12 protein-coding genes and 1 pseudogene are annotated in these 16,626 nt (G+C 71.4%); 5 read left to right on the top strand and 8 right to left on the bottom strand.

Features of this window, described 5'->3' with window-relative positions; all coding sequences use genetic code 11:
• Window positions 1-390 precede the first annotated feature (390 nt).
• From AB0E94_RS24960 to AB0E94_RS24935, 6 genes are read right to left on the bottom strand one after another with little or no spacing between them, the layout of a single operon-like run.
• A complete protein-coding gene (locus AB0E94_RS24960) occupies window positions 391-1,236 on the bottom strand; it encodes a helix-turn-helix transcriptional regulator (protein WP_360330036.1) in 846 nt (281 codons plus the stop codon).
• 55 nt (window positions 1,237-1,291) lie between these two features.
• Window positions 1,292-1,909, bottom strand: a complete 618-nt coding sequence (locus tag AB0E94_RS24955) for a 4Fe-4S single cluster domain-containing protein (protein ID WP_360330033.1) — start codon at window positions 1,907-1,909, stop codon at window positions 1,292-1,294.
• Window positions 1,887-2,492, bottom strand: coding sequence for a helix-hairpin-helix domain-containing protein (locus AB0E94_RS24950; protein ID WP_360330030.1), 606 nt, complete (start codon window positions 2,490-2,492; stop codon window positions 1,887-1,889). Before AB0E94_RS24950 ends, AB0E94_RS24955 begins: the two co-directional genes overlap by 23 nt.
• A gap of 28 nt (window positions 2,493-2,520) precedes the next feature.
• Window positions 2,521-2,739, bottom strand: a complete 219-nt coding sequence (locus AB0E94_RS24945) for a DUF2997 domain-containing protein (RefSeq protein ID WP_360330027.1) — start codon at window positions 2,737-2,739, stop codon at window positions 2,521-2,523.
• Entirely contained in the window at window positions 2,736-3,182 is a 447-nt protein-coding gene (locus tag AB0E94_RS24940) for a hypothetical protein (protein WP_360330024.1), read from the bottom strand. The genes AB0E94_RS24945 and AB0E94_RS24940 overlap by 4 nt, the downstream gene beginning before the upstream one ends.
• A 34-nt stretch (window positions 3,183-3,216) precedes the next feature.
• The gene (locus AB0E94_RS24935) at window positions 3,217-4,770 is read right to left on the bottom strand and encodes an AAA family ATPase (RefSeq protein ID WP_360330021.1); all 1,554 of its coding nucleotides are present in this window, start codon (window positions 4,768-4,770) and stop codon (window positions 3,217-3,219) included.
• Window positions 4,771-4,951: 181 nt separating this feature from the next.
• Between AB0E94_RS24935 and AB0E94_RS24930 the strand changes: the two genes are divergently transcribed.
• The 3 genes from AB0E94_RS24930 (at window position 4,952) to AB0E94_RS24920 (ending at window position 7,472) form a co-directional block, all read left to right on the top strand.
• Window positions 4,952-6,487 (top strand): S8 family serine peptidase, encoded by a 1,536-nt coding sequence (locus AB0E94_RS24930; RefSeq protein ID WP_360330018.1) that lies wholly within the window; start codon window positions 4,952-4,954, stop codon window positions 6,485-6,487.
• Window positions 6,488-6,556: 69 nt separating this feature from the next.
• Window positions 6,557-6,919 carry a DUF2203 domain-containing protein gene (locus AB0E94_RS24925; RefSeq protein WP_360330015.1) on the top strand — a complete coding sequence of 121 codons (363 nt, stop codon included), beginning with the start codon at window positions 6,557-6,559 and terminating at the stop codon, window positions 6,917-6,919.
• Between the two features lie 34 nt (window positions 6,920-6,953).
• Window positions 6,954-7,472 (top strand): GNAT family N-acetyltransferase, encoded by a 519-nt coding sequence (locus AB0E94_RS24920; RefSeq protein WP_360330012.1) that lies wholly within the window; start codon window positions 6,954-6,956, stop codon window positions 7,470-7,472.
• Window positions 7,473-8,491: 1,019 nt separating this feature from the next.
• Here the strand turns inward: AB0E94_RS24920 and AB0E94_RS24915 are convergent.
• Both AB0E94_RS24915 and AB0E94_RS24910 read right to left on the bottom strand, forming a co-directional pair.
• Window positions 8,492-9,574 carry a proprotein convertase P-domain-containing protein gene (locus tag AB0E94_RS24915; protein WP_360330009.1) on the bottom strand — a complete coding sequence of 361 codons (1,083 nt, stop codon included), beginning with the start codon at window positions 9,572-9,574 and terminating at the stop codon, window positions 8,492-8,494.
• Window positions 9,575-9,776: 202 nt separating this feature from the next.
• Window positions 9,777-10,433: pseudogene (locus AB0E94_RS24910) on the bottom strand (carbon-nitrogen hydrolase family protein); the annotation flags it as partial.
• Window positions 10,434-10,463: 30 nt separating this feature from the next.
• Here AB0E94_RS24910 and AB0E94_RS24905 point away from each other — a divergent pair.
• A complete protein-coding gene (locus AB0E94_RS24905; RefSeq protein ID WP_360330006.1) occupies window positions 10,464-13,343 on the top strand; it encodes a DUF4132 domain-containing protein in 2,880 nt (959 codons plus the stop codon).
• 12 nt (window positions 13,344-13,355) lie between these two features.
• Window positions 13,356-16,610 (top strand): BTAD domain-containing putative transcriptional regulator, encoded by a 3,255-nt coding sequence (locus AB0E94_RS24900; RefSeq protein ID WP_360330003.1) that lies wholly within the window; start codon window positions 13,356-13,358, stop codon window positions 16,608-16,610.
• Window positions 16,611-16,626: the final 16 nt, after the last annotated feature.

The following is a 16,626-nucleotide window of genomic DNA, read 5'->3' as shown; positions in this document are numbered from 1 at the left end:
TCGCTTGCCGCTGGTCGCTTGCCGCTGGTCGCTTGCCGCTCGCGGATCTTGCACGAATATTCACCCTCGCGACGATCTTGCAGCCCTTTCCATGCCCCAACAGGAAGAAAGCTGCAAGGTCTCCCCGGCGTAGCAGACCTTGCACGATAAACCATGCCCAGACGTGAAGAACCGTGCAAGATCACTGCCAACGTGGAGAACCGTGCAAGATCAGCGCCAACATGGAGAACCGTGCAAGATCGCCGCCAAGGCGGAGAACCCTGCAAGATCTACAGGGCTGGTCGGGGACGAATACCCCGCGAATGGGACATTACTGTCCTCGGGTCGGCGGGCGGTGCCGTTGCTGGAGCGTTGACCCGGCCTCGATGCAGACCACGCACGCGACGGTTCCTAGGTGGCGCTCATGCTCTGCGTGCCGATCACGGTGAGCAGCTTGAGCCGGTCGGCGGCGTCGCTGCCGACCGGCGCCGAGTAGGCGACCACCCTCACGTCGCTGCCGGGCGCGGTGAGCACGTCGCAGTCGACCACGAACGTGCCGACCGACGGATGGCGCACGGTCTTGCTGTTCGACTCGTGGACGGCCACCGCTCCGCTGTCCCAGAGCCGCCCGAAGTCGGCGCTCGCCGCCCGCAGCGCGGCCACCAGATCGCGCAGGCCGGGGTCGGCCGGGTAGCGGGCGGTTGCCGCCCGCAGGTCGGTGACCAGGATCGCCCGGAACTGCGCGTTCTGTTCGGGAGTGCAGTGGATCCGGCTGGGCATGCCGGTGAACTCCTTCCAGGCGACGTTGCGTTCGCGCCCGCGGTACATCGACAGGTCACCGATCAGGGCGGCGGCCAGCGAGTTCCACTCGATGATGTTCCAGGCGGCGTCACACACGGTGAGCGCTACGCCGTCGAGTTGGTCGAGCAGGCGGCGCACCCCGGGTGGCATGCCGTCCGGGATCCGGCCCGCGCCGGGGGCGGTCTGGCCGGCCAGCACGAACAGGTGCTCACGCTCGGCCGTGGACAGCCGTAACGCCCGGGCCAGCGCCGACAGCACCTGCACCGACGGCGACGTGGCCCGGCCCTGCTCCAGCCGCACCACGTAGTCGACGGACAGGCCGGCCAGCTGTGCCAGCTCCTCGCGCCGCAGCCCGGCGGCCCGCCGCACCCCACCGGCCGGCACTCCCGCGGCCTGCGGTGTGGTGCGGTCGCGCCAGCCCCGCAGCGCCCGGCCCAACTCCCGCGATCCACTCATCAGTCAAGTATTGCCACGCCGGGCCGCGTCAGCCTGGTACTGCCGTTACCACCCCTCACCGCCGTGAGCGGCGCACCGGGAGGCCGTCCAACAGGGCGTCCAGGGTCTCCGGGTCGGCCCAGCCGTTCAGCGCCACGTCACCTGACGTGGTCACCGTCACCTCCAGCCGGTCCGGGCCGGTCACGTCCCGCAGCCGGTCGGTGAGGTGCACGAACTCCTGGTTCACCGAGCCCGCCCACGGGCGGTCGTGGTCCAGGCGGTCCTGTTCGAAGGGGCCCGCCACCAGCAGGTCGGTCGCTGCCAGCAGGGCCGCCACGGCACTGTCGCCGTTTTTCAGGTGCTGGTATCCGTACCCGCTGAAGGTCATGACGGTGAGGCCGGCCCGCCGGACGCCGGACGCGACCGCGGCGAGGCCCGCCGCCTGGTCGAAGGGTTCGCCGCCGAGCAGGGTGACGCCGCTGGTGCCGGCCGCGACGACCCGGGAGACCAGCTCGCTCGCCCTGGCCGGGGTGCCGCCACGGGTGGTGAACAGGTGCGGGTTGAAGCAGCCCGGGCAGCGGATCGAGCAGCCCTGCACCCAGATCGCGCTGCGTACGCCCGGCCCCTCGGCGACCGTGCGGTCGAGGAACCGGGCGACCCGGACGATCGGGTCAGATGTCGACGATGCGGCCATACGGCAGGTCCTGTTGCGGCTGGGGCGCCGGCTCCGGAGGCCGGCAGGTCAGCCGGTCCCGGACGGCGGCGAACTGATGCGGCGCCAGCCCGGCGGCCGCGGCGAACTCGGCGACCGTCGCGAAGCCGTTGCGGTCCTCGCGGGCGGCGACGGCGCGGGCGGCCCGTTCCGGTCCGATCGCCGGAAGCGAGGCAAGTTCGTCCAGGTTCGCGGCATTGACATCGAGCAGCAGCGGTACGGCCGGAGCCGGCTCCACCTGCGGCGCCGACTGATACGTCCACGGTTGAGTCGGCGGCCGCCGTTGCCCGGCCAGCCAATCCAGCCAGCTGATGTTGATCACGACGGCGTGCACCACCGACGCCATCCAGGTGAAGATCCAGAGGAACGCCAACACGGTCGACGCGGCCGACTCGGTCGGCTGGCTCTCCCCGATGAAGAGGAACACGTTGGCGCCCACGCTGTAGCCGATGCCGGCGATCCACCACCCCGGCCGGCGGGCGCGCAGCCCGACATACAGGTACCCGGCGACGCTGGCGCAGCCGAACGAGAGAATCGGCGTCAGCAGCCAGGCGCTGTTCGCCACTTTCCATCCGCGGCTCGGAGGCGTGGGCTCAGGCGGGGTCCACGTCACGGTTCACCTGCTGTTGCCACGCGCTGTTGTGCTCGCGTGTGTGGTCCGCGGTGTAGGCGCTGTCCTCGACCCGGCCGTCGACCAGGTCTTCCAGCACGGCGATCCAGTCGAGGCAGCGGTCGCCGAGGATGTCGAGCGTCTCGGCAGTGACGGTGCCGTCCGGGTGGACCGTGACCTCGATGCGCGGGCGCTGGCTCATGCCCGCTCCCGGGCGATCTCGAAGACCATCCGCACCGAGGCGTCCTCGCCGACCGTCTCCGACTCCAGGCGCAGCCCGGCGGCCGGGGCCTGCTCGCGAAGGCGTTCCAGCACCACCTGCTGGACCCGGCGGCCATAGGCGGCGTCCACCTCGGACACCTTCCGGGTCGCGCCGGCCTCATCCGTACCGCTGAAATGGGCTGACCAGAGGCCATCGGCCTCGCGGGAGAAGGCCGCGGTGACGCCATCCGCCCAGCGGACCTTCGTCTTCTCGCCGGTCAGGCGGACGTCGGCGCCGGTGTCGCGCAGGGCGTCGCCGAGCATGTCGGCGTCGCGCATGCGGGTGCCGACCCGGCAGACACCGTCGGCCCGGCGGTCGGCGGCGGCCTTGATCGCGGCGGCGCCGGCCATCGCCAGCGGCACCAGAAGCATCGTGACACTCACCGTGAACCCCCGTTCCCGTGTGGTGGGTCATACCCTATCGCTCGGTGAGGTCCCAGTCGTCGTTGCCGGTCGCGGAAACCGCCCGATTGCGCGCCCAGTCGCGGAGCGCGCCGACGCGTTCGGCCTGGGTGACGCTGAGCGGGACGATGCTCATCACCGCACGCACCAGGTCGTCGCGGCCCAGCGGCCGCCGCTCGGAGAACGCGTCGAACAGCGCCACGGTCACCGCCTGCTCGATCTCGGCGCCCGCGTAGCCGTCGGTGAGCCCGGCCAACTCGGTCAGCAGGCCGTCGGTGAGCGGCAGGGCCCCGGCGGCGCGCGGATGGCTCAGCGCCCGCCGCAGATGGACCCGCCAGACCGCGGCCCGTTCGGTGCGGGTCGGCAGGTCGACGAAGAACGTCTCGTCGAACCGTCCTTTGCGGAGCAACTCCGACGGCAGGCCGTGGAAGTCGTTCGCGGTCGCGGTCACGAACACCGGCAGCTGCTTCTCCTGGAGCCAGGTCAGGAACGTGCCGAACACCCGGGCGCCGGTGCCCGAGTCGCCGCCCGCCGACCCGGCGAACCCCTTCTCGATCTCGTCGATCCAGAGCACGCACGGGGCCAGGGCCTCGGCGGTCCGCAGTGCGGTGCGCATGTTGTGCTCGCTCGATCCGACCAGTCCGGCGAAGACCTTGCCGACGTCGAACCGCAGCAGCGGCAGGTTCCAGGCGGCGGCCATCGCCTTCGCGGTCAGCGACTTGCCGCAGCCCGGGACGCCGGTGATCAGCACCCCGCGCGGGGCCGGCAGCCCGTAGTCGGCGGCGTCGGCCAGCCACGAACCGTTGCGTTTGACCAGCCAGGACTTCAGCTTCGCGAGGCCGCCGACATCGTCCAGGCCGAGGTCCGACGAGACGAATTCCAGAAGACCCGATTTGCGTACGGTCTGCCGCTTCTCGTCATGGATGACGTCCAGCGCGCTCGCGTCCAGGACCGGGCCGCTCACCATGGCTCGCGCGTACGCGTTCTCCGCCTCCTGCATGGTGAGGCCGGCCGCCGCCGTGGCGAACCGTTCCAGCCCGGCCTCGTCGAGATCCACCCGCAGCCGCCCGCCGGCCGTGTTCGACCTGATCATCGCGTCCAGCAGGGCCCGTCGTTCGGCCGCCCCGGGCAGCGGGAAGTCCACGATGGTGACGTCCTTGGCCAGCTCGGGCGGCAGGTCCAGGACCGGCGACATGAGGATCAGGGTGCGCGGGTGCCGGCCGCTGCGGAACGCCTCGGCCACGTCGCGCAGCAGCCGGACCGTCTCCGGGTCGGCGAAGCCCGGGTGCAGGTCACGGAAGACCAGCACGGCCGGCTCGTCGATCCGCTGGGCCGCCCGCAGCGCGTCGGTGGCCCGCTGGGTGCCGGTGCGGGCCGTGCCGTCCGGCTGGATCAGACCGCCGGTACGCGTCCACGACCACACCTGGCGAGGCACCCGGACCAGATCCGGGTGGCCGGCCACCGAACCGATCTTGTGCAGGGCCCGCTGCTCCTCGTACGTCTCCAGATAGAGCACCGGAAAGCGGGCCTTGAGCAGTTGTGCCAGTGTCTCCGGGAACGACCTCTCCACGCGCCGAGGGTAGCGGGGTGCGCAAGGGAAACCCCGCTTGTGCCGTTCGGCCGGAATGTGCGGGCATATCACGACCTGAGGACTCACCTGCGATCTACCTATTTCGATCTACCGATCAGTAGCGTCCGTCGGGAAGCAAGCCGTTGGGGGCGACGGCTCCTACCGAAAGGGATCAGGGGACGTGAGACTCCACCGCAAGTCAGCCGGCGTGGCCGCCCTCGCGCTGGGCTTGAGCCTGAGCGCCATCACCCCGGCGCTGGCCGCCGAACCGACCGGGACCATCCGTGAAGCCGGTTCGGCCGACGCCATCGCAGGCAGCTACATCGTGGTCCTCAAGGACGGCGCCACCGAGTCCGGGATCACCAAGTCCTACGGCGGCGCGGTCAAGCGCAGCTTCGGCAAGGCCGTCAACGGGTACGAGGCCACCCTCACCGAGACGCAGGCCAAGCGACTGGCCGCGAACTCGAAGGTCGCCTACGTCGAGCAGAACCAGATCATCCGGCTCGCCGACACGCAGACCAACGCGACCTGGGGCATCGACCGCATCGACCAGGCCAGCCTGCCGCTGTCGACCACCTACACCTACCCGAACACGGCTTCGGGGGTGCACGCGTACATCATCGACACCGGCATCCTGACCACGCACACCCAGTTCGGCGGGCGCGCGGTCAGCGGCTACGACTTCGTCGACAGCGACAGCAACGCCACCGACTGCAACGGCCACGGCACGCACGTCGCCGGCACCGTCGGCGGCACCACCTACGGTGTGGCCAAGGCCGTCCAGCTGGTCGGTGTCCGGGTCCTCGACTGTGAGGGCAGCGGCACCACGGCCGGCGTCATCTCCGGCATCAACTGGGTGACCAGCAACGCCATCAAGCCGGCGGTCGCCAACATGAGCCTCGGCGGCAGCGCCAGCAGCACCCTCGACACCGCGGTGTCCAACTCGATCGCGGCCGGCGTCACCTACGCCGTCGCGGCCGGCAACGACAACGCCAACGCGTCCAGCTACTCCCCGGCCCGGGTCGCCTCGGCGATCACCGTCGGCGCCACCACCAGCACCGACGCCCGCGCCAGCTACTCCAACTACGGCAGCACGCTGGACATCTTCGCGCCCGGCTCGTCGATCACCTCGGCCTGGTACACCAGCACCTCGGCCACCAGCACGATCAGCGGCACCTCGATGGCCACCCCGCACGTGGCGGGCGCGGCCGCCCTGATCCTCCAGGCCAACCCGTCCTACACCCCCGCCCAGGTGGCCTCGGCCCTGACCAGCGCCGCCGTCAGCGGCAAGGTCACCAGCGCCGGCACCGGCTCGCCGAACCTGCTGCTCCAGGTCGGCACCGGCGGCACCACCACGCCGACCCCGACCGGCTGCACCGGCACCAACTCCACCGCCACCAGCATCCCCGACGCCGGATCCGCGGTGACCAGCACGATCACCATCTCCGGCTGCGGCCGCTCGGCCTCCTCGGCCTCCACGGTCGCGGTGAACATCACCCACACCTACCGCGGTGACCTGGTGATCGCCCTGGTCGCGCCGGACGGCACCAGCTACAGCCTGAAGGCCAGCAGCAGCTCGGACAGCACCGACAACGTCAACACCACCTACACCGCGAACCTGTCCGGCGAGGCCGCCGACGGCGCCTGGAAGCTGTCGGTCCAGGACGTCTACTCGTCCGACACCGGCACCATCAACAGCTGGACCCTCACGGTCTGACATCCCCTCCTGATCGGGCCCGGCGGCCTTCCGCCGGGCCCGATCAGCACATTTGGCAGACTCTGCGACATGGGGTTGTTCACACTGCCCGAGGCCCGCGCCGAGCTGACCCGCCTCCGCCCGGTCCTCGACGAGATCGTCACCGTCCGGGCCGACCTGGTGGAACTCTCCGCCGCCCTCACTCCGGGCGGCTCGCCCACCCCGCTCGGCGGCCTTCCCGAGCGCAAAGCCGCCGAGGCCCGCCTCAACGAGCTGATGACCTCGGTCCAGGAGACCGGCGCCGAACTCAAGGGCGTCGCCCCGCTGCTGGTCGACTTCCCGGCCACCCTCGACGACGTCCCGGTGCTGCTCTGCTGGCTGGAAGGCGACCCGGACATCACCTGGTACCACCGGGCCGACCTCGGCTTCGCCGGCCGCCGCCCGCTGCCCTGACCCATCCACCACGCCGGTCTGGCACGGTGGACCGATGACCGTGCCGCCGCTCGACGCCGAGATCGCTCCCGGTCTCCGGCTGCGCACTCTCACTCCCGACGACGCGTCGCTGCTGGTCGAGGCCACCGCGACGGAGACCGGCCGGGCGGTCTGGGGCCCGTATCCGGCCGGCCCCTACACGCCTGCCCAGGCCCGCGAGGCCCTCCACGCCTGGTCCGGCGACCAGACCTCCTTCGCCCTGGTCGACGGCAGCGTCCTGCTGGCCGCTTTCGGTCTCATGCGCGAACCCGGCGACACCGCCGAACTCGCCTACTGGGTTCCGCCGCCGCATCGCCGCCACGGTTACGCGACCCTCGGCCTGCGATTCCTGACTTCATGGAGCCTCTCGGCGGGCGGTCTGCGCCGGGTCTGGCTGGAGATCGACCCGGCCAACACCGCCTCCCAGTCGGTCGCCGGCGGCGCCGGCTTCCGCTACGAGAACCGAATCCGCGACCATTGCCGGAATCCGGATTCCGGCGCGCCCCACGATTGCCTGATCTATTCAAAACCCTGATCGAGTACGACCTACGAAAGCCCCGTGGCGCCCCCGCGACATATTCCCGGCGCACGACCGAACCGCGGCCGCCGGGCTGAATCCGGCCCTCACCGTTACCCCGACACCTCACCGTTAACCCGACACTTCACCGATGTCCGGCACTTCACCGATGTCGCAGCACGCCTGCGACGGGCGCCCATCCAGCCGGCGGGCTGTCACACCGGTCATGCATGCGACCGAGGCACCGGACCGAGGCGCCGGACCGAGGCACCGGACCGAGGCGCCGGACCGAGGCCGGGAATGTCGCATTCGCTGTGCATTCGTCCGCGGTCGACCTCGTAGATCTTGCTCGGTTCTCCACGTTGGCAGCGATCTTGCACGGTTGTTCATGTCTGGGTGTGGTTTTTCGTGCAAGGTCCAGTGCGCCGGGGAGACCTTGCAGCTTTCTTCCGGTCGGGACGTGGAAAGGGCTGCAAGATCCGCACGAGGGTGAATATTCGTGCAAGATCCGCAGGCGGCAGGCGGCAGGCGGCAGGCGGCAGGCGGCAGGCGGCAGGCGGCAGGCGGCAGGCGGCAGGCTGTGGGCTGTGGGCGGCGGGCTGTGGGTGGTGAGCGGCGGGTGGGAGTGGCGGGAAGCGGGTGGTGGGCGGCGGGTGGGAGTGGCGGGAAGCGGGTGGTGGGCGGCGCGCGGCGGGTGGTGGAAAGCGGGCGGCGAGTGGCGGGTGGTGGGGCAGTGGGTGGTGGGCGGCGAGTGGCGGGAAGCGGGTAGTGGGCGGCGCGCGGCGGGTCGTGGAAAGCGGGTGGTGGGCGGCGCGCGGCGGGTGGTGGGGCAGTGGGTGGCGGGTGGTGGGCGGCGAGTGGCGGGAAGCGGGTGGTGGGTGGGGGGATGGCCGTTGCTGGGATCGGGCACGTCTGGGATGGCGGTGTGGGGTTTGTCGGTGAGGGACGCATTCGGCCCGGCGGTCGCGGGTCGGCCCGGACGGGCCGGCTCGCGTCGCGGTGTAGCCAGGGTGCTCTTCGTGGCCGTACCAAATTGTTTAAAGGGTCAAGGTCCAGGTGTTCAGGTAGCCGGTGTCGCCGGAGTAGTTGTCTCGCACGCTGAGGCGCCAGGCGCCGTTCGTGGTTTCGGCGGACAGGTTCGCGGTGTAGGTCGCGGTGATGTTGGCGGCACTGTCGGTGCTGCTCGCGGATTTGAGAATGTAGTAGGTGTTGTCGGGGGCGTAAAGGTAGATCGAGATGTCGCCGCGGAACGGATGGATGATTTCCACATAGGCGGTGGAGGTCGTCGACGGAGTCGTCTTCGTGCAGCCGGAAATGGTGATGGTGCTCGTCACCGCGGAACCGGCGTCGGGAATCGTGACGTCGGTGGCATTGGTGCCGGCGCACGATCCGCCGGTGGCCGTCGGCGAGGCCGTGGGCGACGTCGTGGGTGATGTCGTGGTGCCGGATCCGATTGCCGTCACCACGGTCACCGTGCTGTTCGTGCACGCGGCCGCATAGGTCGTCAGGGCGCTCTTCTCGGCGGTGTCCACCGTCAATGCCCAGCGGGTCTTCACCGCGGTCCATTCGGTGATGTAACGGCACCGGACGCTGGTCACCGACGGCACCCATTCGGCCGGGTCCTGGTCGCTTTTCGACTGGTTCACGTTGTCGGTCACCGCGACCAGGGCGCGGGCGTCGCCCAGATCATTGGCGTACGCCTCACGCTGGGCGGCCGTCCAGTTCCGGGAACCGGAATCCCACGACTCGGCCAGCGCGACCATGTGGTCGATATCCAGGTCGGAGGGGTCGGTCCAGGTGGCGCCGTCGTAATAGGACAGCCATTGCCCGCCGCTGAGCGCGCATCCGGAACCGACGCTCGGAGTCGTGGTGGCCTCGGCGATCAGCACCTCGTAGCGGGTGTTGCAGCCGTCGCCGTCGGCGTCGATCCAATGGTTGAACAGGTCGCGGTCGTAACCGGTGCGCACCTCGGTGGCGACCGGCAGATTGGCGACCATGGTGCGCAGCGGCTGGGAGATGGTCGCGGCGCTGGCCGGTCCGGCCGTCGTCACCACGGCGATCAGGGCGCCGGCGATGGCTGTCGCGGCCGCGGTGGCCAGGGCTATGCGTTTCCGGATCATGGGGGGTCTCCGGGTTCCTCGGGGGTTTCCTGAGATTCTCGGGGACCTGTTGCATTTGCGAATGCCAATGTGTCATGCCAGCTGGGTTATCGCTGCCGTGGTATGTCAGGCCCACGACGTCCTGCCGGCGCTGGTCGAGGTACCAGGTGCCGGAATCCGCCGGGTCGATCGTGTGCCGAAGGATTCCCGAACGGCCCGTCGGCAACTCGGCGAGCACCTCGCCGCGCGGCGAGACGATCATGCTGGGGCAGTGCTGGTGCGGGTCGGGGATGTTGGCGGCCAGGACGAAACGCTGATTCTCGGCGGCCCGGCTGATCAGATGACTGCGCCAGACCCCGGCCGGCTCGCGCGGATTGGCGGCGTTGGTCAGATAGGCGATGAAACGCGCGCCCTCGGCGGCCAGATGCTGCCACTGTTCCGGGAAACGGATCTCGCGGCAGAGCTGCACCCCTGCGGTCACTCCGCCGATCTCGAACGTGGGCAGGCGGTCGCCCGGCGTCAGGTGGTCACGTTCGTTCATCGCCAGGTTGATCTTGCGGTAGATCCGTGGCTCACGGCCGGGGGCGAGCAGGACGGCGGCGTTGCACCAGCCCGTCCCGGCCGGATAGAGGGAGCCGAGGAACACGTGCCGGTCGACGGTGGCGGCCAGCGTGGCGACAGCCTTGCGCACCCGGTCCGGGTCCAGCGTCCGCAGTGGTGTGAGGTCCTCGGCGTACCCGGAGAGCATGCCTTCCGGGAACACCACCACCTCGCCCGGACGGGTCTCCGCCAGGACGTCCCGCACGGTGGCCAGGTTGGTTTCGACGTCCCACACCGTGGGGACCTGGGCGATCACGACCGAGAGCTGCACGAACGTCATCTTGTCGTACCGGGTCACTAGGGTGGCCGCATGATCGTGGACGAGGGCACGTGGGGGCTTCCGGAGGACTGGTGGCACGGGCTCCATCCGCGCCGTGGCGGTCGCCCGGTGCCACAGGTGGTGGTGGCGCCAGAGCCCGACAAGGTGCGGACCCGCCGTGACCGGATCATGGGCCGTCTCGTCGAATATGACGAGGGCCTGCTCGCCACCGCCGACGACACCCCGCTCGGGGCCGCGGTCGCGGTTCTGACGACGGGTGACGGGTCCCTCGTCGACGGGTGGGTCACGCGGTCCGGGGTCCCGTTCGTGGTCCAGGCGGTCGGGGAGGCGTTCCGGCTGGTCGACTCGGGCGCGCTGTGGCGATCCCGGAGCGGGGAGTTCGAGCGGTTGTGGCGCGGCGACGACTTCAAGCGCGCCTGGGCGGCGGCCCGGTCGGTGCGGCGGCATCTCGCGGTCGTGCCCGACGACGTCGACCCGATCCTCGCCGGGTTCCGCAGTTGGCCGGCTGGGCGGATCCTGTCGTCCTACCTGATGCCGACCCGGGTCGACTGGGTCGATGAGGACTGCGCGGCGGCCGGCGGCTGGGGCGAGGGCCCGGAGGAGTGGGAGTGGGCCGACCACCGGCACCTGCGGGGTGCGCTGGTGCTGTCCGCGAGCCGGGTCGAGCATCTGGACCGGTTGCGTCTCGTGATCACCGACGCGATGCTCGGCTACCGCGACGTCGGGGCGGTCGCCACCGTTCTCGACGGGATCGGCCCGTCCGCCGCCGCCAGTCTCGCCGAGCCGTTCTACCGCAATCTGTTCCGCTTGCAGGACGACGCCTGGGAGCACCGGGAGCGGCTCGGCGAGGCGGCGATCCGGATCATGGCGGCGACGCCCGACGACGAGGCGATGCGGATCCTGTTGCGGGAGACCCTCGACGGCCGGTCGATCCGGCCGGGCCGGTTGTTCAAGTCCGGGGCGCTGAAACGCTATCCGGTCCGGGCGTTGCGGATGCTCGACGAGCGCGACGACGCCGTCTCCCGCGACCTGGCCGGCATGATCCGCCTCGACCGGCCGGACCTCGGCCCAGCCGTGGCCTCGGGGGCGGTCGGGCGTGACTGGGCCGCGCTCTGTGACCGGCCGAGTGCCTTCGACAGCGCTGACGACCGGAAACGGGCGATCGGCGCGCTGGCCGCGATCCCGACCGAGGAGGCGTTCGGCCTGGTGCTGGACCGGGTGGAGCAGAAGTATTTCCGGCAGGCGCTGCTGGCCGCGGCGAAACGGGCGCCGGAGCGTGCGATGCGCGTGTTCGCGTCGCGTGACACCGATCCGGCGGTGTCCGAGCTGATGCGCGACCACGTGCTGCGCTTTCCGGCCGCGCTGTCCACACTCGAACCGGCTGATCAGGCCCGCGTGCTGGCCATCACCGGCCCGCTGCCGGGTTTCGCAGCACCAGGTTCGGCGCTGCCCGGATCCGCGCTGCCGGGCTCTGTGACGCCGGGATCCGCGCTGCCTGGCTCTGCGACGCCGGGATCCACGGGGCCGGGCTCTGCGACGCCGGGCCCGGCGATGTCCGGGTCCGGAACCGCGGGTGGGGTGCTTCCCCGGCCGGCCCGTGCGGTCGGACTGCCGGACTGGCTCGTGCCCGCACGCCTGCCGGCCGGGCCGCTGTCCCCGGAGGACGTGCGGCGGCTGTGCCAGCTGCTGGCCGCCTCGCGGGTCGGGGCGCTCAAACCCGAGATCGACCGGGTGCGGCCGCTCGGGGACTTCGCCGGGTTCGCGTGGGAGATCTTCGAGCAGTGGCGGGCCGCCGAGTACCCACCGAAGAACACGCTGGCCATGACGGCGCTGGCGGCGTTCGGTGACGACGGCACGGTTCGGGCGCTGGCCGGGTTCCTTCCCGAGTGGTCGTCGGTCAGCAGCCGGGTGCGAGCCGCCATGGACGTGTTCGCGGCGATCGGCACCGATGGCGCGCTCACCCAGCTCGACCGGCTCAGCCGCACCGCGAAGACGTCGGTCGCCCGCCGGACGGCCGCCGACCGGCTGGCCACCGTCGCCCAGTCCCGTGGGCTGCGGCCCGAGGAGCTCGCCGACCGGATCCTGCCCGACTTCGGGCTCGACGCCGATGGGCGGACCGAGCTCGACTACGGTCCGCGCCGGTTCACCGTCGGCTTCGACGAGCAACTGCAGCCGTGGATCGCCGACGAGACCGGGCGTCGCCTGACCCGGCTGCCCAAGCCCGCCGATGACGTCTCAGCCGCCGCCCAGCGACGGTTCGCCGAGATGAAGAAGGAGGCGAAGACCGTCGGGACCGAACGGGTCCGGTCCATCGAGGCAGCCATGGTCACCGGCCGCCGCTGGACGCCCGAGGATTTCCGCCGGTACCTGATCGACCATCCGCTGACCTGGCAGTTGACGCAGCGCCTGTTGTGGGTGGCGTTCGAAGACTCGGAGACGACCGTCTTCCGGGTGGCCGAGGACCGGTCGTTCGCGGATCTCGACGACAAACAGTGGACACTGCCGGCGGGCGGCACCGTCGGGGTGGCCCACCCGTGGCATTTCACCGCTGATCGGGAGGCGTGGGCGGCGCTGTTCGCCGACTACGCGATCATTCAGCCGTTCCCGCAGGTCGGCCGGGAGCTGACCGGGCGGTCCGAGGTGGACGTCGAGTCGTTCGCCGGGCAGCCGGTCTCGGGGCGGCGGCTCTTCGTGCTCAGCGCGCGGGGGTGGCGGTTCTCCGACGGCCATCATTCGCTGGTGCGTGACTTCCCAGGAGGGGCGACCGTGGAGATCAACTACTCGCCCGGCTACCACTGGCAGGAGCCCGACGCGCCGAAGAGCTTCGGGAGGGTGACCGGTCTGGAGGGGCTCGGGCCGGTCGGATTCTCCGAGGTGGTCAGGGACATTCGGTACCTGACGGGCCCATGACAAAATCGGCGGGTGCAGATCGGGATCCTGGGGCCGTTCGAGGTTCGCACGGATGCGGGCGTCCTCGCTGACGTGCCTGGCGCGCGGCTGCGCGGGCTGCTGGCCGTGCTCGCTCTCGAACCCGGCCGGGCGGTCCCGAAAGCGGCGCTCGTCGACCGGATCTGGGGCGAGAACCCGCCCGCCGAAGCCACGAACGCGCTGCACCGCCTGGTGTCCCGGCTGCGCAGACTGCTGCCCGACGGGGTGATCGAGGGGCTGCCCGACGGGTACCGGCTGGCTGTCGAGCCGGGCGCGGTCGACGCGGTGCGGTTCGAGCGGCTGCTCGCCGCGGGCCGGGCCTGCCCGCCGGACGACCCGGAGCGGCTGCGGTTGCTGCGCGAGGCCGTCGGTCTGTGGCGGGGTGCCGCGCTCCAGGACCTGGAACTACCCGACAGCGCACCGGTCGTGCGCCTGGCCGAGCTGCGGCTGACCGCTCTGGAGGAGCGATTCGAGGCCGAGTTCCGCCTCGACCCGGCCGGTTCCGGGCTCGGCGGCGCCAGCTCAGGCGCAGGGCTCGGCGGCGCCGGTTCAGGCGCAGGGCTCGGCGGCGCCGATTCAGATGCAGGGCTCGGCGGCGCCGGTTCAGATGCAGGGGCTGGCGGGGCTGATCTGGGCGGCGGGCCGGGTGACCGCGCGGCAGGTGGATCCGGGCACGGCGTCGGGACCGGCGGGGATCTTGTCGTGGAGTTGAGTGGGCTGGTGGCCGAGCATCCGCTCCGGGAACGGCTGGTGGCGGCTCTCATGCGGGCACTGGTGACCGCCGGGCGCGGGAGTGAGGCGCTTCGGGTCTATCAGCGGACCCGGGAGGCGCTCGCTGCCGAGCTGGGTGTCGACCCGTCGGCCGAGCTGGCTGAGCTGCATGTCGCTCTGCTGCGCGGGGATGCCGGCGGCCGGGCGGAGACCCGCCGGACCAATCTGCGGGCCGAGCTGACCAGCTATGTCGGAAAGGAAGCCGACGTCGAGGCGGTTCGGGGGCTGGTCACCGGGAATCGGCTCACCACGCTGATCGGGCCGGGCGGGACGGGGAAGACACGATTGGCCGCCGAGTCCGGCCGTACCCTCGTCGGAGATTTTGACAGTGGGGTCTGGCTTGTCGAACTGGCTCCTCTCGGCGCCGGCGGTGATGTGGCTCAGGCGACCGTCACCGGGCTGGGGCTGCGGGACGCGCTGCTCGGCGCGTCGCCGAACGCCGATGTGACCGATCGGATCATCGCGGCCGTCCGTGACCGGGAGATGCTGCTGATCCTGGACAACTGTGAGCATGTGATCGAGCAGGCGGCGGAGTTCGCGCACCGGGTGCTCGGCGAGTGCGACCGTCTGCGGATCATGGCGACGAGCCGGGAGCCGCTCGGTATCACCGGTGAGACGCTGTGGCATGTCGAGCCGCTGGATCAGGTGTCGGCGGTTCGGCTGCTGCGGGACCGGGCGGCCGCGGTCGGGCGGCCCGGCGACGGTGATCCGGCGACGCTGGCCCGGGTCTGCCGGGCGCTGGACGGCATGCCGCTGGCGATCGAGCTGGCCGCCGCCCGGCTGCGCACGATGACCCTCGACCAGCTCGCGCACCGGCTCGACGACCGGTTCCGGCTGCTCACCGGCGGCAGTCGCACCGCCCTGCCCCGGCACCGGACGTTGCGTGCCGTCGTCGACTGGAGCTGGGATCTGCTCACCGCCGACGAGCGGACCGCCCTGTGCCGGCTGTCGGTGTTCGCCGGTGGGGCGAGCCTGGAGGCGGCCGAACACGTGGGCGCCGGCCTCGACGTGCTCACCTCGCTGACCGAGAAATCGCTGCTGGTCACGGTGGGCGGGGACGTGCCGCGCTACCGGATGCTCGGCACGATCCGGGAGTACGCGGGGCAGCGCCTCGCCGAAGCCGGGCAGACCGGGGCGGCTCGTCGGGCGCACCTGGCGTACTTCACCGAGCTGGCCGAGACCGCCGAACCCCGGCTGCGCCGCGCCGACCAGCTGGAATGGCTGGCCCGGCTGGAGGCCGACCACGACAACATCGGCACGGCGATGCGGGGCGCGCTGGCCGCCGGTGAGACCGGGGCGGCGATGCGGCTCGCCGCCGGCGCCGGGTGGTACTGGTGGCTGAGCGGGCACAAGACCGAGGGCAACGAGCTGATCGCCGCCGCCCTGTCGATGCCTGGCGAGGTGCCCGATCCGGTCCGGGCCACGGTGTACGCGCTGATGAGCCTCTACGTGAACTCCGGCCTGGGCGACGAGCACCAGGCCGCCGAGTGGATCCATCAGGCGTACCGGTTCAGTCGCGGGGTCGACGGCTCGCATCCGCTGATCGGGTTCGTGGTTCCGCTGGAACGCCTGCTGCGCGAGCCGGGCGCCGCGCTGTCCGCGTTCGAGCCGATGCTGGCCGACGACGACCCGTGGGCGCGTGCCCTGGCCCGGCTGCATCTGGGGAAGATGCGGATCGTCCTCGGGCACGGCGGCCGTGCGGCGGACGACTACCTGGAGTCGGCGCTGGCCGAGTTCCGGCTGCTGGGGGAGCGGTTCGGGATCTCGTTCGCGCTGAGTGAGCTGGCTGAGCGGTTCGCCACCCGGGGTGAGTTCGGTGCGGCGTGCGACAGCTACGAGCAGGCGGCCGAGGTGCTGATGGAGGTCGGCTCGGCCGAGGACGTGATCCGGCGGCGGGGCCGGCAGGCGCAGCTGTGCTGGCTGTCCGGTGACCGGGAGGCGAGCGCCGCCGCCCTCGCCGAGGCGCAACGGCTCGCCGAGGGGGTCACCTGGCCGGGCGCGCTGGCCGAGCTGGCGTTCGTCAAGGCGGAGCTGGCCCGCTGGGCCGGTGACCGGGCCGAGGCGTACCGGCAGGTCGACGCCGGGACCGCGCTGCTCGGTGACGAGGCGGACTGGCCGAACATCCGGGCGAGCACCCACGACCTGCTCGGCTACCTGGCCGACGATCTCGACGGGTCGCGGGCGCACCGGCTGGCGGCCCTGCGGGCGGCGACCGAGGCGGGACATCCGACGCTGATCGCCCGGGTGCTCGTCGGTGTGGCCGACCTGGCGTTGCGTGGGGACGATCCCGGGCGTGCGGTCCGATTGCTGGCGGCGGCCAACGCGGTCCGCGGCCTGCCTGATCGTTCGCACCCGGACGCCGCCCGGATCGAGCAGACCGCACGCCACCGCCTCGGCGAACCGGAGTTCACCGAGGCGGCGAAGGACGGCGCAACCGCCGGCTGGCAGGAGCTGGCCGACGTCACGCTGGCCGGTTGACAGAGCCGGCGTCACG

It is taken from the genome of Actinoplanes sp. NPDC026670 (assembly GCF_040638175.1).
GTDB lineage: Bacteria > Actinomycetota > Actinomycetes > Mycobacteriales > Micromonosporaceae > Actinoplanes.
The sequence above is the reverse complement of the archived record's forward strand: the minus strand, read 5'-3'. Positions and strand labels throughout refer to the sequence as shown.